Source organism: Serratia microhaemolytica, assembly GCF_004011885.1.
In the GTDB taxonomy this organism is placed as follows: domain Bacteria; phylum Pseudomonadota; class Gammaproteobacteria; order Enterobacterales; family Enterobacteriaceae; genus Serratia_G; species Serratia_G microhaemolytica.
In genome coordinates this window covers 1-20,155 of sequence record NZ_SBEF01000028.1, presented here as the reverse complement: position 1 = coordinate 20,155, position 20,155 = coordinate 1, and the positions used below count along the sequence as shown (strand labels likewise).

The 20,155-nt window shown below is 50.7% G+C and carries 17 protein-coding genes; 9 read left to right on the top strand and 8 right to left on the bottom strand.

Annotation, left to right across the window (positions count from 1 at the left end; all coding sequences use genetic code 11):
• Window positions 1–23 precede the first annotated feature (23 nt).
• Genes EOJ37_RS10180 through EOJ37_RS10165 form a run of 4 tightly spaced genes read left to right on the top strand, consistent with a single transcriptional unit; the run spans window position 24 to window position 5,934 of the window.
• On the top strand, window positions 24–752 hold the full coding sequence (locus EOJ37_RS10180; RefSeq protein WP_127959816.1) for an ABC transporter ATP-binding protein: 729 nt from the start codon (window positions 24–26) through the stop codon (window positions 750–752).
• Window positions 742–3,171, top strand: coding sequence for an ADOP family duplicated permease (locus EOJ37_RS10175; protein ID WP_127959815.1), 2,430 nt, complete (start codon window positions 742–744; stop codon window positions 3,169–3,171). Before EOJ37_RS10180 ends, EOJ37_RS10175 begins: the two co-directional genes overlap by 11 nt.
• Window positions 3,172–3,218: 47 nt before the next feature.
• The gene (locus EOJ37_RS10170; protein ID WP_127959814.1) at window positions 3,219–4,628 is read left to right on the top strand and encodes a sigma-54-dependent transcriptional regulator; all 1,410 of its coding nucleotides are present in this window, start codon (window positions 3,219–3,221) and stop codon (window positions 4,626–4,628) included.
• Window positions 4,621–5,934, top strand: a complete 1,314-nt coding sequence (locus tag EOJ37_RS10165) for a sensor histidine kinase (RefSeq protein ID WP_127959813.1) — start codon at window positions 4,621–4,623, stop codon at window positions 5,932–5,934. The genes EOJ37_RS10170 and EOJ37_RS10165 overlap by 8 nt, the downstream gene beginning before the upstream one ends.
• A gap of 112 nt (window positions 5,935–6,046) precedes the next feature.
• On the opposite strand, the gene dapB is transcribed toward EOJ37_RS10165, so the two are convergent.
• The 6 genes from dapB to ribF all read right to left on the bottom strand — a co-directional run bounded on the left by dapB (window position 6,047) and on the right by ribF (window position 12,779).
• Window positions 6,047–6,868, bottom strand: a complete 822-nt coding sequence (gene dapB, locus EOJ37_RS10160) for a 4-hydroxy-tetrahydrodipicolinate reductase (protein WP_127959812.1) — start codon at window positions 6,866–6,868, stop codon at window positions 6,047–6,049.
• A 28-nt stretch (window positions 6,869–6,896) separates the two neighbouring features.
• A complete protein-coding gene (ispH, locus tag EOJ37_RS10155; RefSeq protein ID WP_127959811.1) occupies window positions 6,897–7,859 on the bottom strand; it encodes a 4-hydroxy-3-methylbut-2-enyl diphosphate reductase in 963 nt (320 codons plus the stop codon).
• Window positions 7,840–8,310, bottom strand: coding sequence for an FKBP-type peptidyl-prolyl cis-trans isomerase (gene fkpB / locus EOJ37_RS10150; RefSeq protein WP_127959810.1), 471 nt, complete (start codon window positions 8,308–8,310; stop codon window positions 7,840–7,842). Before fkpB ends, ispH begins: the two co-directional genes overlap by 20 nt.
• Window position 8,311: 1 nt before the next feature.
• The gene (gene lspA, locus EOJ37_RS10145) at window positions 8,312–8,824 is read right to left on the bottom strand and encodes a signal peptidase II (protein WP_127959809.1); all 513 of its coding nucleotides are present in this window, start codon (window positions 8,822–8,824) and stop codon (window positions 8,312–8,314) included.
• A gap of 170 nt (window positions 8,825–8,994) precedes the next feature.
• Window positions 8,995–11,808 carry an isoleucine--tRNA ligase gene (gene ileS, locus EOJ37_RS10140; protein WP_127959808.1) on the bottom strand — a complete coding sequence of 938 codons (2,814 nt, stop codon included), beginning with the start codon at window positions 11,806–11,808 and terminating at the stop codon, window positions 8,995–8,997.
• Between the two features lie 29 nt (window positions 11,809–11,837).
• A complete protein-coding gene (gene ribF, locus EOJ37_RS10135; RefSeq protein WP_127959807.1) occupies window positions 11,838–12,779 on the bottom strand; it encodes a bifunctional riboflavin kinase/FAD synthetase in 942 nt (313 codons plus the stop codon).
• A gap of 395 nt (window positions 12,780–13,174) precedes the next feature.
• On the opposite strand from ribF, the gene rpsT reads away from it, so the two are divergent.
• The 3 genes from rpsT to glnG all read left to right on the top strand — a co-directional run bounded on the left by rpsT (window position 13,175) and on the right by glnG (window position 16,082).
• On the top strand, window positions 13,175–13,438 hold the full coding sequence (gene rpsT, locus EOJ37_RS10125; RefSeq protein WP_127959806.1) for a 30S ribosomal protein S20: 264 nt from the start codon (window positions 13,175–13,177) through the stop codon (window positions 13,436–13,438).
• Window positions 13,439–13,611: 173 nt separating this feature from the next.
• Window positions 13,612–14,685 carry a nitrogen regulation protein NR(II) gene (glnL, locus tag EOJ37_RS10120; RefSeq protein ID WP_127959805.1) on the top strand — a complete coding sequence of 358 codons (1,074 nt, stop codon included), beginning with the start codon at window positions 13,612–13,614 and terminating at the stop codon, window positions 14,683–14,685.
• Window positions 14,670–16,082 (top strand): nitrogen regulation protein NR(I), encoded by a 1,413-nt coding sequence (glnG, locus tag EOJ37_RS10115; RefSeq protein WP_127959804.1) that lies wholly within the window; start codon window positions 14,670–14,672, stop codon window positions 16,080–16,082. The genes glnL and glnG overlap by 16 nt, the downstream gene beginning before the upstream one ends.
• A gap of 73 nt (window positions 16,083–16,155) precedes the next feature.
• Here the strand turns inward: glnG and EOJ37_RS10110 are convergent, their stop codons facing one another.
• Entirely contained in the window at window positions 16,156–17,517 is a 1,362-nt protein-coding gene (locus EOJ37_RS10110; protein WP_127959803.1) for an NCS2 family permease, read from the bottom strand.
• A 520-nt stretch (window positions 17,518–18,037) separates the two neighbouring features.
• A protein-coding gene (locus tag EOJ37_RS10100; protein ID WP_476707483.1) for an IS3 family transposase occupies window positions 18,038–19,587 on the bottom strand; the annotation gives its coding sequence in 2 pieces (ribosomal slippage) (window positions 18,038–19,125 and window positions 19,125–19,587; 1,551 coding nt in all).
• Between the two features lie 72 nt (window positions 19,588–19,659).
• Between EOJ37_RS10100 and EOJ37_RS10095 the strand changes: the two genes are divergently transcribed.
• Window positions 19,660–19,890 (top strand): hypothetical protein, encoded by a 231-nt coding sequence (locus tag EOJ37_RS10095; RefSeq protein WP_127959801.1) that lies wholly within the window; start codon window positions 19,660–19,662, stop codon window positions 19,888–19,890.
• Window positions 19,891–19,949: 59 nt separating this feature from the next.
• The coding region (locus EOJ37_RS10090) for a transposase (RefSeq protein ID WP_155522494.1) at window positions 19,950–20,155 on the top strand (206 nt) is incomplete at its 3' end.

The window sequence follows — 20,155 nt, the reverse complement described above, 5'->3', positions numbered from 1 at the left end:
AGTCGTGAATGGAGAGAAAAATAATGGCACCTTTGGTTGCACTGACAAATATTAGCAAGATTTTTTTGACGGACGAAATTGAAACCCACGCTTTAAGCAAGGTCAGTTTTACTATATCGAAAGGAGAGTATGTTGCCATTTCTGGCCCATCTGGATGTGGAAAGTCAACACTTCTCGCTATCTTGGGACTGTTAGAGGTAGTGTCATCAGGCAGTTATACACTTGCAGGACATAATGTTGAAAACCTTTCTAGACAGCAGCGAGCCGAAGTGCGTAATCGCGACATCGGATTTATTTTCCAGTCATTTAACCTGATCAGTGATCTGACAATTGAGGAGAATGTCGCCCTGCCGTTGACGTATCGTAATCAGATCAGCAGAGCGGAAAAGATCCGCCGAGTTAATGATGCACTGAACAAGGTGAATATGTTGCACCGTGCGCGCCATTATCCTTCTCAGCTTTCTGGTGGCCAGCAACAACGCGTTGCTGTGGCACGCGCTATTGTCGGGACACCATCAATTTTACTGGCAGATGAACCTACCGGGAATCTCGATTCACAAAATGCCAAAGCGGTAATGGATATTCTCGATAACTTACATCGTGATGGTGCCACTATTTGCATGGTGACGCATGATCCGCGTTGTGCCGAGCGTGCTCAGCGCAGCATTGTGATTTCAGATGGTCAGATCGTCGGTGATGGCCGGTTGGCAGCGGAATTTAACCTGATTAAGGAAACCTCAGATGTGGTTTGATATCCGTTATGCGTTAAGGTTGTTACTGAAGACACCAGGCTTTTCATTAATCACGGTGTTGATTATGTCATCAGGGCTTGCTCTGACGCTCTATATGGTGTCAGTGATCAATACTATTATGTTTGCAGCTTTACCATATGCGGATAGTAAAAATATGGTGTTGCTCAATACGGTAGTCAATAGAGTGAGCTTGAGTGACTCCGGTATTAATTATCTCGATTACGAGGTGATTAAAGCGCGCAATACGACACTTGATAATGTTGGCTATTTTTTTGGCGAACGAGTTGATATCAGCGATGGTAACAACGCCGTTTCATCGGTAGCGATCCGCGCGACCAGTGAGCTGTTTGCCTATACCGGGGTAGCGCCGCTCACTGGCAGAATATTCAATCAGCGTGATACAGAATTAGGTGCTGAACCGGTAACTATCATCAGCTACAAAATGTGGCAACACTATTTTGCAGGCAGCGCATCGGTACTGAATCTCAGTATGGTGATTAATGGTGTCTCGACCCGTATTATCGGTGTGATGCCGAAAGATTTTGCCTTTCCTTTTTTCCATGATCTTTGGTTACCTTCACAACTTAACCCGGCACAATTTCTGACGCGAACAGATGCCCCAGAAGTTTCGGTGTATGCCCGCCTGAAACCGGGTATTTCCATCCAGCAAGCAAATGACGATCTCAATATGGTGATGAAGACGCTTGCGGTTGATTATCCTGCCACCAACAGGGGATTATCTGCTCAGGTATTAACTTTTCAGGAAAATTTTATTGGTGAGGAAGCGCTGCCCATTTTTTTCATTATGCTGCTCGCGGTAGCATTTGTTCTGCTACTGGCCTGTTGCAATGTGGGGAATCTGTTGCTTGTGCGTACTACGGAGCGTGCAAAAGAGATAGCTATTCGTGTTGCCTTGGGGGCGCCTTCATCCAGGCTGGTGATGCAGATGATGTGGGAAAGCCTGCTGGTTTGTCTGTGCTCGGGTATGGTCGCAATTTTGCTCGCCGGTTGGGGGCTGGAAATCACTAACCGCGTTCTGCCAGGATTGGTACCTAACAACATCCCGTTCTGGTGGCAACTGAGTCTCGCGCCATCGACAATTATGTTGGCACTGCTGTTAGTGCTGCTTACCGCAGCGGTGACGAGCGCGCTACCAGCATGGCGTATCACTCATGGTAATTTTAATCAGGTATTGCGCGATGGAACTCGTGGCGCGAGAAGTCGCCGTGCCGGACGTCTATCTCGGCTGTTAGTAATATTTGAAGTGGGGTTATCCTGTTCCATTTTGTGCACTAGCGTACTGCTAGGTGTGCTTGTTTATCAGGCGACACGTGCAGACTACGGTGTGAGCAGCCAAAATTATTTAGTTGGGCAAATTCATCTGAATGCCGTGCAGTATCCGGATCAGCAGCACCGTATTCTGTTCTATCAGCAATTACAAACCGCACTGAACGCGATTCCAGGAGCACAACGCGCTGCGATGACGACCAGCACTGTCGGGCAATTTACCTTTCCGGTTCAGGTCGATGTTGACCATGTGGCCAACAGTAAGCGTGAGAAGTGGTCTTATCCGTTGGTTAATGATGTGCTGGTAATGCCAGGCAGTTTATCGGCAATGGGGATAACCGCGCTGCAAGGTCGAGAATTTGCCTTTAGTGATGATCGTCAGTCACAAGCTGTAGTCGTCGTCAGCCAGTCATTTGCTGAGCAGTATTGGCCTGGAGAAAAAAATGTCATCGGCAAGCGTCTGCGTGTTCGTAATGCAGATGAACAGCGTTGGTATAGTGTAATCGGCGTTGTGCCGAATGTGATCCATGGCCGACCTTTTAGTGTATTTCGCCACCGCGCGACCATTTACCGTTCACTTCAGCAACAAACCGCAGCCACAGTGAATGTGTTGCTACAATCCAGTGAACCCGCTTTGTTAGCACCTGCATTGGTCAGCGCGGTACGGCGGATCGACAGCCACCTTTCCGTCAGCCAACTGCAAACGCTCGATCAGAAGTTGGCGCGTAACACGGCGGGATTGCAGTTTATCGCCAGCCTTTTCATGCTGTTTGGTCTGGTTGCCATGATCCTTGCCGCGACGGGAATTTACGCTGTAATGCGCAACGTTATCAACCTGCGGATACAGGAAATGGGGGTCCGTATGGCGGTGGGGGCAACGGAAAAGATGTTACTGCGTATGCTGATGCGACAGGGAGGAAAGCAGTTACTTGCTGGTCTGATCTTAGGATTACCGCTGGCGCTGCTGGTAGCGCCCAAACTTAGCGATATTCTTGGTGATGGAACGACAGAATTTATGTTGTTATTTTCGTGGGTTGCATTAACAATCTCTCTGGTCGTCGCCGTTGCTATCTGGCTGCCATCTCGTCGTGTGATGCGCATGTCACCGGCTGATGCCATCAGGTACCAATAAATATCGACCATGCCGCTAAGGCATGGTTGCAGAAAATGGATCTGTTTATGGATGAGAAAAAACGGATTCTGGTCATTGATGATGATGCCGGAATTTTAACTAGCCTTGAACTATTGCTGCGAATGGCGGGATATGAGGTCACCGTCGAAACCCAAGCCAACCAATTGATGCCGCATTTGGCGCGCCAATCGTATGATCTGGTGTTGATGGATATGAACTTCCAGCAAGACACCACATCCGGCAAAGAGGGATTACAGTTACTGACTGAACTGAAAAAATTTGACGACTGTTTACCGGCTGTTGCCATGACCGGTTGGGGCAGTGTCGATATTATCGTCAACGCGATGCGGGCGGGTGCGGCAGATTTTATTCAAAAACCTTGGGATAATGAACGCCTGCTCAGCATCGTTCAACAACAGATTGAACTCAGCCGCGCGCGAAGGCGCGGAAATTGTTTGCGCGAAGAAAATAAACTGCTCAGGCTGGCGCAGCACGATGATGTTGGCAGTGAGTGGGTGGTGCGTTCGCCGTCAATGAAGCAACTTCTGGCGCTGGTTCAGGCTGTCGCCGAAACTGACACCAGCATTCTTATTCTGGGAGAAAACGGCACCGGCAAGAGCTTACTGGCGCGTTACATTCATCAGTTGTCCTCACGCAGGGAAAACAGCCTGGTTGAAGTAAACATGGGATGTATTAATGAGCATCTGTTTGAGAGCGAGATGTTCGGCCATGTTAAGGGCGCATTTACTGATGCGCGTGAAAACCGCATTGGCCGTTTTGAATTGGCCGATAAGGGGACACTGTTCCTTGATGAAATTGCCAATCTTCCTTTATCCCAACAAGTGAAGTTATTGCGTGTGCTCGAAGAGCGTCAATTTGAGCGCGTGGGATCGTCACGGACGCAAAAAACGAATTGCCGGATCATTGCTGCGACCAATGCTGATTTGGACGCGGCGGTGTCGAATGGCGCTTTTCGACAAGATCTGCTGTATCGCCTGAACGTCATCCAGTTGCATTTACCACCGTTACGCGAGCGGCAGGAGGATTTAGTGATCCTTGCCAACCGTTTTCTGGCACGTTACGCGCGAAAATACCACAAACCGATCGCCAGCCTATCAGTATCGGCGATCAACGGACTTCATGGCTACCACTGGCCGGGCAACATTCGTGAGATGAGTCACCTGATTGAGAGGGCGGTGTTGTTATGCGGTACTGATTGCATCGCACTGGAAGATTTATGTCTGCCACGCGATGCGTTGCATCAAACTGCGTGCGTTGCAAAGCCCGACGAGCAGCAAAATACCGAGATGTTGACGTTGGCTGCAATCGAGAGATCGTTGTTGTTAAAACGGCTGCAACAATATCAAGGCAATGCGGTAAAGGCAGCGGGATCGCTTGGGTTAAGCCGCAGTGCTTTTTATCGTAGACTGGATAAGCTAAAAATTCGCCATGAGTAAACTTGTTAGCCGGTTTGAAATCCGGCAACTGATGTTGTGCACACTGTCGCCGATCGCAGGCATACTGGCTTACCTGCTGTTATGGGCGTTCCCAGCGCAATCTCTGTATTTGAAGCTATTAACGCTACTGATGTTGTGTGTAGCCACGCTTTATTGCAGTTATCATTTTTTTCAGCAACTGAATAGCAGAGTGAATGTTATCTGCAATCTGCTTGAAGCGGTCGAACAGCAGGATTTCAGTCTGCGCGGAAGTACCAAAGAAAATGGAATATTTACACGGGTTATCAGTCAGGTAAATGCAATGGTGTCGCAGTTGTCTCGTCATCGTCAGCAGCAGCGCGAAATGGATTTTTTACTGCATAAGGTGTTGTCAAATATTACCATTTCAATTTTTGCACTGAACAGCCAACACCGAGTGATCTGGTGTAACCACGCGGCGGCACAGATGTTGGATTGCCCAGCAGAATCACTGATTGGTGAAGATGCTGGACGCTGGCAACTTGAGCAACTGCTCAGCAGTGCAAATTCCAATCATCCGGTGGAGTTCAGCCATCATGGTCGCCCAGGCCGTTATAAAGTTAATAGTGACCACTATCTTGTCGATGGCGAGAGTCATGTTCTGTTGTTCATCAATGATGTCGATCAGCTATTGCGTGATGAGCAGAAAAAAGTATGGCAAAACCTGCTGCGCGTCATTAGCCATGAAATTAACAACTCGCTTAGTCCTATCTCGTCTATCAGCCAGATGTTGCAGTGCTATTATGGTAGCCATCCTGAACAGGCACCGGCTGGATTTGCCGAGGGTATTGCGTTGATTCACCGGCGGGCAAAAGAGCTGATTGATTTTATCAACAGCTACCAACAACTGAACAAGCTGGCACCGCCGGTGAAAACCGAGACAGACATCGCTGGGTTGATTAAAGAGTTACCACTGCTGTTCATGCAGCGCAGATTTGAATTAAACGGTTTTGACTCGGTTACCGCACGTGTTGATCGCGGGCAGATTTACCAACTGCTGATTAATATTGTGAAAAATGCTGATGAGGCGATGAGCGATAATGCCGAACCTATCTTGATTGATTGGTATACCGAATGTGGTCGACTGGTGATTGCTGTCAAAGACAGCGGGGTGGGATTAACCAATCCAGAAAATTTATTCGTGCCGTTCTACACGGCAAAACCGACAGGAAACGGCATTGGGCTGATACTATGTCGTCAGATTGCAGAGCAGCATGGAGGGTATTTGACACTACAAAATCGACAAGATAGCCAAGGATGCCAGGTCACGATGAGCCTGCAATGTTGATCACAATATCAGCGCTGCTGACAACTGAGACTTGGCGCATAAAATCAAAGAGCAGCTTGGTGGCTGCTCTTGTTACCGTCGGTGAGGTGCAAAGTGAACTGCAGCACGGAAATTAAAGTTGATGCAAACCGAGCACATCGCGCATATCAAACAGTCCTTTTGGCTGCTGAGATACCCAATAGGCCGCTTTGACTGCACCGTTGGCAAAGGTCATGCGGCTAGAGGCTTTATGAGTGATCTCAATGCGTTCACCAATATCAGCAAACATCGCAGTGTGCTCACCCACAATATCGCCGGCCCGAATAGTGGCAAAGCCGATTGTCCCCGGATCACGTTCGCCGGTGTGTCCTACCCGCTGGTAAACCGCACACTCTTTTAGCGGTCGCCCCAGAGCTTCGGCGATCGCTTCGCCCATCGCCAGTGCAGTGCCCGAAGGTGCATCCACTTTGTGGCGGTGGTGCGCTTCGACAATTTCAATGTCGCTGTAGTCACCCATCACTTTTGCCGCCTTTTCCAGCAACTTCAGTACCACATTGACGCCGACACTGAAATTGGCGGCAAAGACGATGCCAATCTCGGTTGCTGCTTTTTGGATTGCTGCTTTACCAGCATCATCAAAACCGGTGGTGCCAATCACCATGCCTTTATGGTGTGTGACGCAACAGGCCAGATGAGCCAATGTCGCTTCAGGGCGGGTAAAGTCGATCAAAATATCGAATTGGTCAACCACCTGCTCCAGTTGATCGGTGACAGGCACACCAAGCAGGCCAACACCGGCTAATTCGCCTGCATCGCTACCAAGCAGGGTCGATGCGGGGCGTTCAAGTGCCGCTCCCAATACCACTCTGGGAGTTTGTTGTATCGCTTGGATTAAATGTTTCCCCATACGACCAGCAGCGCCGGCAATCGCGATACGAATTGGTTGCTCACTCATATTTCACATCCTTATCTGGTTAGTTGTCTCAAGTGGATGAATCAACCTGCTGGATATTGATCCGTAGCTCTTTGGGGACTTCAAACACAATGTTCTCTTCACGACCAGCAATCTCGTGAATTTCATCGCCACCCAGTGTTTTCAGCCGATCGACCACCTCCTGCACCAACACATCTGGCGCGGACGCTCCGGCTGTCACACCGACGCAATTGGCGCCCTGTAGCCACTCGGACTGAATGTCGGCGGCGGTGTCGATCAGATACGCGGGTTTGCCAACACGTTGTGCCAATTCAGCCAACCGGTTGGAGTTGGAAGAATTTTTCGAGCCAACCACCAGCACCACATCGGCACTGGCTGCCAGACTGCGTACTGCTTCTTGACGGTTGGTGGTGGCGTAGCAGATGTCATCTTTGCGTGGCCCGATAATGTTGGGGAAACGCTGGCGAAGGGCATCAATCACCGCTGAGGTATCGTCAACCGATAGGGTGGTTTGTGTCATAAAGCAGAGGTTGGTTTCATCTTTTACTTGCAGTTGCCACACATCTTCCGGTGACTCAACCAGATACATCCCACCTTGTGGGTTGTTGTACTGCCCCATCGTGCCTTCGACTTCTGGGTGACCGGCATGACCAATCAGGATTGCCTCGATGCCTTTGTGGCTGGCACGCGCGACCTCCATATGCACTTTAGTCACCAGTGGACAGGTGGCATCAAACAGCATGGTCAGTGAGCGCGCTTTCGCTTCTGCCCGTATGGCTTGTGACACACCGTGGGCGGAGAAGATCAGAATCGCGCCGTCGGGCACTTCGTCAATCTGTTCAATAAACACGGCACCACGCGCACGCAACCCCTCTACCACGTAGCGGTTGTGTACCACTTCATGGCGCACAAAGATCGGCGCACCATAAATTTCCAATGCCCGTTCGACAATGCTGATAGCACGATCGACACCAGCACAAAAACCGCGTGGGTTAGCTAACAGTATTTGCATCACTCGGCTCCTGTTGCGGGTCAATTTCCAGGACTTCGATATCGAAACTCACCGCCTGACCAGCCAGCGGATGGTTGAAATCGACCGTGATCGACTGTGCAGTCACTTCGCGTACCAAACCAGGCAACTCACTGCCATCGATGGCATTAAATAGCATGATGGTGCCCACTTCCGGCACGCCGGTGCTATGAAAATCCTGATGTGAAAAGAACTGGATCAGATCCGGATTCTGTAGACCAAACGCCGCCTGTGCTGGCAAGGTAAACTGCACTTTATCACCGACCGCTAAGCCGATCAGTTGCTGCTCCAGTTCGGCCGAGAGGCTACCATCACCGAAACGGAATAGCGCCGGTTTACCACTGATCAGGCTCGATTCTGCGGTTGAGCCATCGGCCAGTTTCAGTGTGAAGTGCGCGAGCAGCGCACGATTAGCATTAACCTGAGTTGTCATATCAGCGTCGATCTTTTTCAGTAGAAGGTTTTTTTTTGCCCGGAAGCAGGCTATCTAGCAGTACCAACAGTGCGCCGATACAGATAAAAGTATCGGCTAAATTGAAGGTTGGGTAGTGCCAGCGGCCAATATAGAAATCGATAAAATCGATGACAAAACCGTGCCAGAGCCGGTCAATCAAGTTACCGACGGCACCACCAATAATCAGTGCATAGGCGATGTTGGTCAATCGTTCTTTGGCACAACTGCGGTACATCATTACCAGCAGTATCAACACAATGATCACCGCGATGCTGGCAAAAAACCAGCGCTGCCAGCCACTGTGCCCGGCAAGAAAGCTGAATGCTGCGCCATAGTTACGCGCGTAATAGAGATTGAAAAATGGAAACAGTGGCTGACTTTGCCCCAGTTCGAAGTGGTGTAAGATCCACTGTTTGCTGGCAAAATCGAGCACCAGTGCCAGTAAGGCTAACCATAACCAGCGCAGGCCGGTGGAACGTATTGCATTACTCATCAGGTCATTATTCTCATATGCAGGGGTGGTATATTCTCAATGAGTCAAATTGCCGCCAGGTGATAGCGCTGGAGTGACCAAGCGCATAGCCACCTGGCCGACGGAGGTCTATAATCACTGCCGATACCGTTTTACACCGTATCGGCAGTGATTATGCCAGTGACTACGCGTTAAGCATAATGACGCTGCTCGCCACTACCGGCGACATTAGTCACACAGCGCCCACAGATATCACCATGTTCTGCCACTTGACCAATATCGGTGGCGTAGTGCCAGCAACGTGGGCACTTTTCACCCTCAGCAGCGTGAAACGCAATTTTCAGGCCGGCCAATTCACTGGCTTGCGCTTCGGCAGGGGCATCAGCAAGCGGCGCCACTGTTGCTGCTGAAGTCAGTAGCACAAAGCGCAACTCATCTTGCAGGCTGTTAAGCTGTGCTGCCAGTGCCGGATCAGCATAGAGCGTCACTGCGGCTTCCAGCGAGCCACCAATCCGCTTCTCTGCACGTGCCTGCTCCAGCACTTTGTTCACTTCGCCACGTACTTTCAGCAGTTGTTCCCAGAAAGCATCATCCATGCTTTCACCGTCGGCGAGGCCAAACAGGCCGGTATACCACTCTTCAGTGAACACGTAAGCTGCCTGTTTACCAGGCAGGAAGTTCCAGATTTCATCCGCAGTAAACGACATGATCGGTGCCATCCAGCGTACCAGTGCCTGTGCAATATGGAACAGCGCCGTTTGACAACTGCGGCGCGCCAAGCTGTCACTCTTGGCCGTGTATTGGCGATCTTTGATGATATCGAGATAGAAAGAACCCATCTCAACCGAGCAGAAGTGCATCATGCGTTGCACCACTTGGTGGAAATCGTAGTTAGCATAAGCCTGTTCGATCTCCTGTTGTGCTGCTAATGCGCGCCCAACTGCCCAGCGATCCAGTACCACCATCTCTGCAGCAGCAACACTGTCGGTTGCTGGTTCAAAACCGTTCAGGTTGGCCAGCAGGAAACGTGCGGTGTTACGAATACGGCGATAAGCATCGGCTGCACGTTTGAGGATCTCGTCTGAGACGGCGATTTCACCGCTGTAGTCAGTCGAGGCCACCCACAGGCGTAAAATATCTGCACCCAGTTTATCCATCACCTGTTGTGGGCTAACTGTATTGCCGATCGACTTCGACATCTTGCGGCCTTGGCCATCAACGGTAAAACCGTGAGTGAGCACCTGCTTATAAGGCGCTTTGCCTTTCATCGCGGTTGAGATCATCAACGATGACATAAACCAGCCACGATGCTGGTCAGAGCCTTCGAGATACATATCAGCACGCTGACCGTTAAACTCTTCGCGTACATCAACCACTGAGGCGTGTGTGGAGCCTGAATCGAACCAAACGTCAAGCGTATCAAATACTTTTTCGTATTCTGCTGCCTGCTCGCCCAGCAGTTCTGCGGCATCAAGATCCCACCAGGCTTGAATGCCGTGCTGCTCAACACGCCGTGCAACCTGCTCGATCAATTCGGCAGTGCGCGGATGCAGTTCACCACTCTCTTTGTGGATAAACAGCGACATCGGTACACCCCAGGTGCGCTGACGTGAAATACACCAGTCCGGCCGGTTAGCTACCATCGCTTCTATGCGTGCCTGTCCCCAATCGGGTATCCATTGCACTTGTTCGATCTCTGCCAGCGACTGACTACGCAGCCCCTGCTGATCCATGCTGATAAACCACTGTGGTGTCGCACGGAAAATGATCGGTGTCTTATGGCGCCAGCAGCATGGGTAACTGTGTAGCAGGCGTTCAACGTGCAGTAATGCACCTTTGTCACGCAACAGATCGACAATGATATCGTTGCACTTAAACACAAACTTGCCGTCAAGCAGCGGGTAGGTGCCTGGCAGGTAACAGCCATTGCCACCGACTGGATTGGCAACCTCAAGTTGATATTTTTGCCCGATGACAAAGTCGTCCGGGCCATGGCCCGGTGCGGTATGGACGGCACCAGTACCGGCATCCAGTGTCACGTGATCGCCCAGTACCACCGGCACATCAAAGCCCATAAATGGATGCCGGAAACGCATATGTTCAAGCGCTTGACCAGAACAGCTACCGAGCACTTGCCAGGCGTCAATTTCGGCACGCTTCATCACGCTGCTGACCAGATCGGCAGCGAGGATCAGACACTGCTGATCGACCTGCACCAGTTGGTAGTTAAATTCAGCATTGAGTGCAATTGCTCGGTTGGCTGGCAGTGTCCAAGGGGTCGTGGTCCAGATCACTAACGAGACCGCACCGCTAAACTGGCTAGCACCAAACAGCGCGGCCACTGCTGGCGCATCGCTTGCCTGGAACATCACATCGATCGAGGGTGACGTTTTGTCGTAATACTCCACCTCTGCTTCCGCGAGCGAGGAGCCGCAATCGGTACACCAGTGCACCGGTTTCGCACCTTTGTGCAAGTGACCATTCGCAATGATCTTGCCCAATGCGCGGATGATATTGGCTTCGGTATTGAAGTCCATTGTCAGATAGGGGCGATCCCAGTCACCCAGTACACCGAGACGGATAAAATCTTTTTTCTGACCGGCAATCTGCTCTGCGGCATATTCGCGACACTTCTGACGAAACTCGGCTGCAGTCAGTTTTTCTCCTGGTTTGCCATGCAGTTGTTCTACTTTCAGCTCAATCGGCAAGCCGTGGCAATCCCAGCCGGGTACGTAAGGGGAGTCAAAACCGGCCATTCCCTTTGCTTTGACAATAATGTCTTTGAGGATTTTATTGACCGAGTGACCGATGTGAATGTTGCCATTGGCGTAAGGGGGGCCATCATGCAGGATGAACGATTTCTTGCCTTTTTTGGCCGCACGAATCATCCCATACAGATCCTGTGCATACCAACGCTCAAGCATACCAGGTTCACGCTTGGCAAGATCACCACGCATCGGGAACCCGGTCTCTGGTAAGTTCAGGGTATTCTTGTAGTCACTCATTAGAAGATTCTCGCTTCCGTTTGGTAAAATTAAGCCGGTGTCTGTAGCCCGAAATAAGCGCGTGCAGCCACCACATCATTAGCAATTTGTTGCTTCAGTGCTTCGAGTGAAGCGAAACGTTGTTCATCACGCAATTTCGCGCGCAGCACCACCTCAAGGTGGCGTCCGTACAGCTCAATATTGGCATCCAGCAGATGGACTTCTAGCTGGTGGCGCATTTGCCCACTTACGGTAGGGCGGGTGCCGATATTTGCCACACCGGGTAACGGTTTTGCTGCCAGACCGTAGACATCAACCGTATACACCCCTTTTACCGGCACTACCAGGCGTTTCAGTGGTAGATTGGCGGTGGGAAAACCTAAAGTACGCCCTAAAGCGTCACCGTGTACCACTCGGCCAGAGATACTGTATGCACGACCGAGCAGGGTTTGAGCCAGCGATAGGTTATCATCACGTAGCGCACTGCGGATGGCGGTGCTGCTAACCCGCTGTTGACCCACGCAAAAACTGGGTGTGCGCACAACCTCAAAACCGTGTTGCTCACCAGCATGTCGCAGTAGTGAAAAGTCACCCTGGCGATTGGCCGAGAAGCGAAAATCGTCACCCACCATTAAAAACTGTACACCAAGCTGCTTCACCAGCAATTCATCGATAAACTGGTGAGCACTATAAGCGGCAAAGCGGCGATCAAACCTGACACACAACACGCGATCAACCCCAGCCTGCGCCAGATATTTCAACTTATCACGCAGCCGCGTTAACCGGGCAGGCGCTTTTGCCGCCAGAAACAGCTCCTGTGGTTGTGGTTCAAAGATCATCACTACCGTTGGCAGAGCAAGTCGCTCAGCGACCTGTTTTAGCTGTGCCAACAGCGCGATATGACCGCGATGAATGCCATCAAAATTACCGATGGTCAGCACGCAGCCACGGTGATGCGCTCGAATGTTGTGAATGCCGCGAATTAGCTGCATAGCTGGCTCAAAACAGTGGAAATTTGCCGATTATACCTTGTACAGCGGTTAAGGTTAACCGCCGATTGTGTTCTTTTGAACTGTCAACGACAAAGGTTGTTTGTTAATTGAACGATTGCAGTTGCAACCCGTGCTGTTCACCGCAACGGGTTTCAGCAATCAAACCTTGCAACACGGCTTTTTGTGATTGCGGGTGTGCTGCTGGTGATTTTTGCTATCAGGCACTATATTCCTCTGGTTAGAACTGCTAGAATCCTGCACCATCAAAACACAGCAGGTGCCGCCGCATCACAAACGGCGCTTATTTGCACAAATTCATTGACAAACGAAGGCTAAAACGGCATATTGCTCGGCCTTTGAATTGTCCTCAATAGAATACATTTGGGAGTTGGACCTTGGCTAATATCAAATCAGCTAAGAAACGCGCCGTACAGTCTGAGAAGCGTCGTAAGCATAACGCAAGCCGTCGCTCAATGGTGCGTACCTTCATCAAGAAGGTTTACGCCGCTATCGCAACTGGCGACAAAGAAGCAGCACAAAACGCATTTAACGTTATGCAACCTATTGTGGATCGTCAAGCGAGTAAAGGGCTTATCCACAAAAATAAAGCAGCGCGTCATAAGTCAAATCTGATCAAACAGATCAGCGCAATGCAATAAGCATTTTGTGGTTTGACTGATAAAAAAACCGGTCTTGGCCGGTTTTTTTACATCTCTAGGTTACGCTTAACAGACCAGACAGCCTAACAGAGTGCCGATGCCAAACTATCAGTCGCCAAGGTCGGCTCAACGGTGATAGCATCAACGGTGGTTATAGTGTCCGCGAGGGTGATATGGCAACTGCAACGCTGACCAATGCCGGGCAGATCCTCGATTCTCTTCTCAATAGTGTGCTACTGCTTGATCAGCAGTGGATAGTGCGTTACGCCAATCCCGCAGCACAGCAGCTACTGGCACAAAGCACACGCAAACTGTTTGGCACCCCGCTGCCGGAGCTGTTTGCTCACAGTTCACTGAATATCAGCTTAATGCGTGCAAGTTTGCAGGCGCGGCAAGGTTTTACCGATAACGAAGTCACGCTACTGTTCGATGGGCGCTCACAGCTACTCCATTTAACCGCACAAGAACTCGCCGATGATTTGATCCTGCTTGAGCTATCGGCACTCGATAGTCAGCGTCGTCTCAGTCAAGAGCAGTTGCAGCAGGCACAACAGATCGCAGCACGTGATCTGGTGCGCGGACTGGCGCACGAGATCAAAAACCCACTCGGTGGTTTACGTGGTGCCGCCCAACTGCTGGCCAAAGCACTACCTGATCCGGTATTAACCGAATATACGCAAGTGATTATTGAACAGGCCGATCGGCTGCGTAATTTAGTTGATCGCCTGTTGGGGCCGCAGCAGCCAGGCCGACGGGTGACAGAGAATATCCATCAGGTTGCCGAGCGCGTCTGTCAACTGGTGGTGTTGGAGAAAGCCGATAACATCACGCTGCTGCGCGATTACGATCCCAGTTTGCCGGAACTGCTGCACGACCCGGAGCAGATCGAACAGGTGCTGCTCAACATTACCCGTAACGCATTGCAAGCGCTGGGAGATAACGGCGGAACCTTGACACTGCGCACCCGCACGGCATTTCAGGTTACCCTGCAAGGCAAACGCTGTCGGCTGGCAGCGCGTATCGATATTGAAGATGACGGCCCCGGCGTTGCGGCGGCGTTGCAGGATACCCTGTTCTACCCGATGGTCAGCGGCCGCGTTGGTGGCAGTGGGCTGGGTTTATCGATAGCGCGTGATCTGATTGATCAGCATGGTGGCAAAATTGAGCTAAACAGTTGGCCTGGGCATACTGAATTCTCTATCTATCTGCCGATTTACCCACCGAGGTCTTTATGCAACGAAAATTAGCCTGGATTGTCGATGACGACAGCGCGATCCGCTGGGTGCTTGAACGGGCGTTAAGTGGTGCAGGGGTGCGTTGTGTCTGCTTCGAAAATGGTAACTTGGCGCTACAGGCACTGGCGAACGAAACGCCTGACGTGTTGTTATCTGATATTCGTATGCCGGGGATTGACGGCCTCAGCCTGCTGAAAGAGATAAAACAGCAGCAGCCAACGCTACCGGTGATCATCATGACTGCTCACTCTGATCTTGATGCTGCCGTCGCCGCCTATCAGCAAGGTGCGTTTGATTACCTACCGAAACCATTTGATATTGATGAAGCAGTCGCGCTTGTCGAGCGCGCGATCAGCCATTTTAAAGAGCAGCAACAGCCGGTACGCCCGATGCTCACTCCGGCACCGGTGACCGAAATTATTGGTGAAGCTCCCGCAATGCAGGATGTGTTCCGCATTATTGGTCGCCTATCTCGCTCCTCGATCAGCGTGCTGATTAATGGCGAATCCGGCACGGGCAAAGAGCGGGTTGCTCAAGCACTGCACCGCCATAGCCCACGTGCTAGCGCACCGTTTATTGCACTCAATATGGCGGCTATCGCCAAAGATCTGATTGAATCGGAGTTATTTGGTCATGAAAAAGGTGCCTTCACCGGTGCTAACCAGATCCGGCAGGGGCGCTTTGAGCAGGCGAACGGAGGCACCCTGTTTCTCGATGAGATTGGTGATATGCCACTCGATGTACAGACTCGATTATTGCGCGTACTGGCCGATGGCCAATTCTATCGGGTCGGCGGACATGCACCGGTTAAAGTTGATGTGCGGATTATCGCCGCAACCCATCAAAACCTGGAACTGTGCGTACAGCAGGGTAAATTTCGTGAAGATCTGTTCCATCGTTTGAACGTGATCCGCCTGCATCTACCACCACTGCGTGAACGGCGAGAAGATATCCCACGCTTGGCGCGCCATTTTCTGCAACAAGCGGCTCAGGAGTTGGCGGTAGAAGCGAAAAACCTGCAACCGGAGACAGAAGCGGCGTTGAGCCGATTACCCTGGCCGGGCAATGTTCGCCAACTGGAAAATACTTGTCGCTGGTTAACGGTGATGGCGGCAGGACAAGAAGTGTTGGTGCAGGATCTGCCGAGTGATCTGTTTCTCAGTAGCAGTAACGAAACCGCCGATCGCCACTTACCGACCTGTTGGCAACAGGCATTGAGCGACTGGATCCACAGTGCGCTACGTGCCGGCCAGCAAAACCTGCAACAACAACTGCAACCAGAAATTGAGCGCATTTTACTACGTTGCGCTCTGGAACATAGCGCTGGACATAAACAGCAAGCCGCTCAGTTAGTTGGCTGGGGCAGAAACACCCTGACGCGCAAACTGAAAGAGCTGGATTTGGATTAGCGCCACAGGGATAGACAAAACGTAGAGGCTACCACGCGGGTTCAACGCGGTAGTCCCTCACGTTCGAACTCCCTCAAATCGCCCAGCCACCGGCGTAGAAGATGATCAGCGCCACAGCAATCAACACCGTGCCGAGGTTTAAACGACGCCACTCACCAGAGCAGACGCGGCCAATCACCAGTGAACTAAAGCCGAGCATAATACCGGTAACGATGTTACAGGTCAGCACGATAAACACCGCGCACAGCAGACCAGCCATCGCATCAACAAAATCGCCAAAATCGAGTTTGGTCACATTGCTCAGCATTAACAGCCCGACATACATCAGTGCTGGAGCGGTAGCATAAACGGGCACCAGATAGGAGAGCGGTGACAGGAACAACAGTGCCAGAAACAGCAACCCGACCACTACCGCAGTCAAGCCGGTTTTACCACCCGCCGCTGTACCTGCTGCCGATTCGATATAGACCGCAGCCGGTGAAGCACCCACCAAGCCGGAGAAGATGCTACTGATTGAGTCTGAGGTCAGTGCCCTACCGCCATTAATAATCTGCCCCTGCTTATCGAGCAGGTTAGCTTGACCAGCAACAGCTCGGATAGTGCCGGTAGCATCGAAGACGGCGGTCATGACCAGCGCCAGCACACTCGGTAACACCATCGGTTGCAATGCACCGACGATATCCAAACTGAAAATCAGTGATTGGCCATCTGCACCCGACAGGCTTGGCATGGCAAACAACCCTTGGTACTTCACCGCCGGATCAAAAATCAGGCCGATAACTGAAATAGCAATAATCACCAGCAGAATACCGCCTGGCACACGCAGTTTTTCTAGCCCAAAAATCACCGACAACCCTAACAGCGTCATCACCACTGGAAAGGTGGTAAAGCCGCCCAGCGCCACTGGCAGACCATCTAATGGATTCTTGATCACCAAACCAACACCATTGGCCGCGATCAGTAACAGAAACAGCCCAATACCAATGCCGGTTCCGTGTGCCACCCCCATCGGTAAATTGCGCAAGATCCACGAGCGCACACCGGTGACAGAGATCAGGGTAAACAGCACCCCCATCAAAAACACCGCACCGAGCGCCACAGGAATAGAAATCTGCTGCCCCAATACCAGACTAAAAGCGGTGAAAGCCGTTAATGAAATGGCACAGCCAATCGCCATCGGCAGATTGGCCCACAGCCCAATCAACAACGAGCCAAAGCCTGTCACCAGGCAAGTAGCGACAAATACCGCCGCAGGCGGAAAACCGGCTTTACCCAACATACTGGGCACCACAATCACCGAATAGACCATGGCCAGAAAGGTGGTTAATCCAGCCACGATCTCCTGCCGCAGGTTGCTGCCGCGAGCTGAGAGTTGAAAATAGGCATCAAGCCCACTTTTGGCATGTGTGGCCTGAGATGCTGGGGAGTCTGACATCTTGCTGTCCTCTCTGAATTTGTGAATGATATTTTGTGAGGTTGTGTTTAATCAGTTAATCAGCTATCGGCATAAATGGTGAACTTTATGACTCGCCAAAAAAGAAAAACCCATTCCAACATATGGAGTGGGTTTTTTTATAGTCACGGCAGCTTCCGCCGGGCATCAGAACGGCAACTCACATAAAGTCTGTAAAAAGCCATTCAACCTATTAAAAGTATTGCCTTTTATTTTAACAAAAGCCAACCTTGTTAAGTTAAACCCAAATATTGTCAACGAGTTGCGCGAGAACTATGGCGTGTTTGCCGCTGTGCATAAGGATAGCATCTTGACACTTTCGGCGACAGCACCTAATCAACAAAACACCAACTGGATCTTGGAATACCCAGTTAGCCATGTTTATCTTCTGTGGTTGTGGAGGAGTAGCTTGAGAGATGGCCTCTCGAGAGTAATGTCTTGCTATTTAGTGACAGCTACCACTCGGTGTTTTTCAAGATAGTTGTCACTGTTTGCCTGTTTTTTATGCTGCGTTTTTGTCTCCTGTTTTCCCACCTGGGTTTAATGTTACGGCCTCAATGGGAGAACAGTTCCTGACATCGCCGCTCCAGCGAGCGGGATTCGCTTGTTTGGCGGCTTCCAGTACCTGACGGCGGTGCATTAAAATCATTTTATCCTGGCCTGCATGTCGTTCTGACGGTGTTACAAACTGGATACGGCTATGCTTGTGTTCATCGTTATACCATCGAGTAAAATCATCTACCCACTTCCGGGCATCCGCTAAACTTTTAAATCCGCTGCAAGGCCACTGCGGACGGTATTTCAGTGTTCTAAACAACGACTCCGCATACGCATTATCATTGCTAACACCGGGCCTGTTGTACGAAGGCAACACATTCAGTTCTTCCAGTTTGGCCTTGAGTGTCTGTGACTTCATCGCAGCACCATTATCTGAGTGCAGCACTAATGGCTTAAAAAGGCACTGCTCACGCAGTAAGGTACGTTGCACCAGCAAAGCGGCCAGATGCCCACACTCTTTTTCATGCACTTCATATCCAACGATTTTTCGGCTATACAGGTCTTCGATAAGATACAGATAATAAAACACTCCCTTGACCACTGATGCACAATACGTGATGTCCCACATCCAGACGTCGTTCGCGTCTGTTGCGGTATGACAACGTGAACGTTGGCTCGGCGCCGGTGCACGACTTCTGCCATGATGATGCAACTGCCCACAGGCTTTAAGAATGCGGTAATAACTTGATTCAGAAGCAATATAAATCCCCTTATCCAGCAAACCAGGAACAATCTGTGAGGGAGGAAGTTCCGCATAAGCAGGCGCGTTACAGGTCGCAATGACCGCCTGCCGCTCTTCCTCTGTCAGCTTATTCGCCGGAGCCGGGCGGATAGCATCAGGTCTCCTGTCTGCCCTGACTTCGCCTGAATGATACCAACGCCGGTAGGTTCGCAGACTGATCTCCACTTCGTCACAAGCCTTCTCAAGGCGGCATCCTCCTTTAACAGCCACCTGAATGCATTCGATAATTTTCTGCCTTTCACCGGTAGGGGTTAATCCTCCTCGTCCTCTTCCCCGTAAAAGGCTTTGAGCTTTTTTCTCAGCATCAGCAACGCGGTCATCTCGGCAAGCGCCTTCTCTTTTTCGCGTAGCGCTTTTTTCAGTATCTTATTCTCGAGGCGTTCTGCTTTACTTTGTTTTTGCAAAAGTTGTTGCTGTTCCTGGCGGGTATTAACTCCCTGTAAACAGGCTTGCTTCCAGCGTTTAACCTGCTCAGGATAAAGTCCTTTTGCACGACAATATTGACTTAATTCAGTCTTTGAAAGTGATGCGGTTTCGATGATCACCGCCAATTTTGCTTCTGCTGACCATGCTTCAGAACTGGACGTTTTACCTGGCACTGGTTGCCCCTTAAGTTTTGCCTGATGACGCCAATGATACAAAGTTTGTTCGGAAATAGATTCTGCACGGGCAACTTCTGCCACTGTCTGGTTATAGGGAGGCAATAACCGTTTCAGTACGGCTGCTTTATGCTCCGGTGAATACTTCGCCATTACTTACTCTACTCCACCCCAATGTGGTTATTTTTTGATAGTGACAACTATCCTGCCACAGGGGGAGATACTTTGGCAGAGCGTTTCAAGGAGAAAGATGATGCAGAGAAAATTTTGGTTCGCCTGTCAGAAATTCAGTTGCGTTTCGAGGCACCGGTCAGCGATATTTACAGGAATCTCATCGCCGTAGCACAACGGACGAAACAGCCGGAAATTATCACACATTGTGAGAAAATGCAGAAGTTTTATATAGGCTCGCGTGTTATGAATGAACGATTCCCACTGCGTAAAGATCTATTCTAAGATCCTATCTCAATAGGAATTGCTGTATAATACATCATGACCATTTCTGAGGGTGAGTTATGGCAAATAGCAAGTGGCAGATTAGCGATGAACTGTGGGAAAAGATGGCGCCACTGATCCCGGAGCATAAAACCCAGCATCCGTTGGGAACGCATCGCAAACGTGTCGACAATCGTGCCGCCATGAACGCCATTTTCTTCGTTCTACGCACAGGGTGCCAATGGAATGCGCTTAATGCGACAGGAATATGCTCCTCCAGTTCCGC

Excerpts from the sequence above, each read along its gene's own strand:
- EOJ37_RS10180 (WP_127959816.1), top strand. The coding sequence starts at position 24 with ATGGCACCTTTGGTTGCACTGACAAATATTAGCAAGATTTTTTTGACG.
- EOJ37_RS10175 (WP_127959815.1), top strand. The coding sequence starts at position 742 with ATGTGGTTTGATATCCGTTATGCGTTAAGGTTGTTACTGAAGACACCA.
- EOJ37_RS10170 (WP_127959814.1), top strand. The coding sequence starts at position 3,219 with ATGGATGAGAAAAAACGGATTCTGGTCATTGATGATGATGCCGGAATT.
- EOJ37_RS10165 (WP_127959813.1), top strand. The coding sequence starts at position 4,621 with ATGAGTAAACTTGTTAGCCGGTTTGAAATCCGGCAACTGATGTTGTGC.
- dapB (WP_127959812.1), bottom strand. The coding sequence starts at position 6,868 with ATGAGTGAGCAACCAATTCGTATCGCGATTGCCGGCGCTGCTGGTCGT.
- ispH (WP_127959811.1), bottom strand. The coding sequence starts at position 7,859 with ATGCAAATACTGTTAGCTAACCCACGCGGTTTTTGTGCTGGTGTCGAT.
- fkpB (WP_127959810.1), bottom strand. The coding sequence starts at position 8,310 with ATGACAACTCAGGTTAATGCTAATCGTGCGCTGCTCGCGCACTTCACA.
- lspA (WP_127959809.1), bottom strand. The coding sequence starts at position 8,824 with ATGAGTAATGCAATACGTTCCACCGGCCTGCGCTGGTTATGGTTAGCC.
- ileS (WP_127959808.1), bottom strand. The coding sequence starts at position 11,808 with ATGAGTGACTACAAGAATACCCTGAACTTACCAGAGACCGGGTTCCCG.
- ribF (WP_127959807.1), bottom strand. The coding sequence starts at position 12,779 with ATGCAGCTAATTCGCGGCATTCACAACATTCGAGCGCATCACCGTGGC.
- glnL (WP_127959805.1), top strand. The coding sequence starts at position 13,612 with ATGGCAACTGCAACGCTGACCAATGCCGGGCAGATCCTCGATTCTCTT.
- glnG (WP_127959804.1), top strand. The coding sequence starts at position 14,670 with ATGCAACGAAAATTAGCCTGGATTGTCGATGACGACAGCGCGATCCGC.
- EOJ37_RS10110 (WP_127959803.1), bottom strand. The coding sequence starts at position 17,517 with ATGTCAGACTCCCCAGCATCTCAGGCCACACATGCCAAAAGTGGGCTT.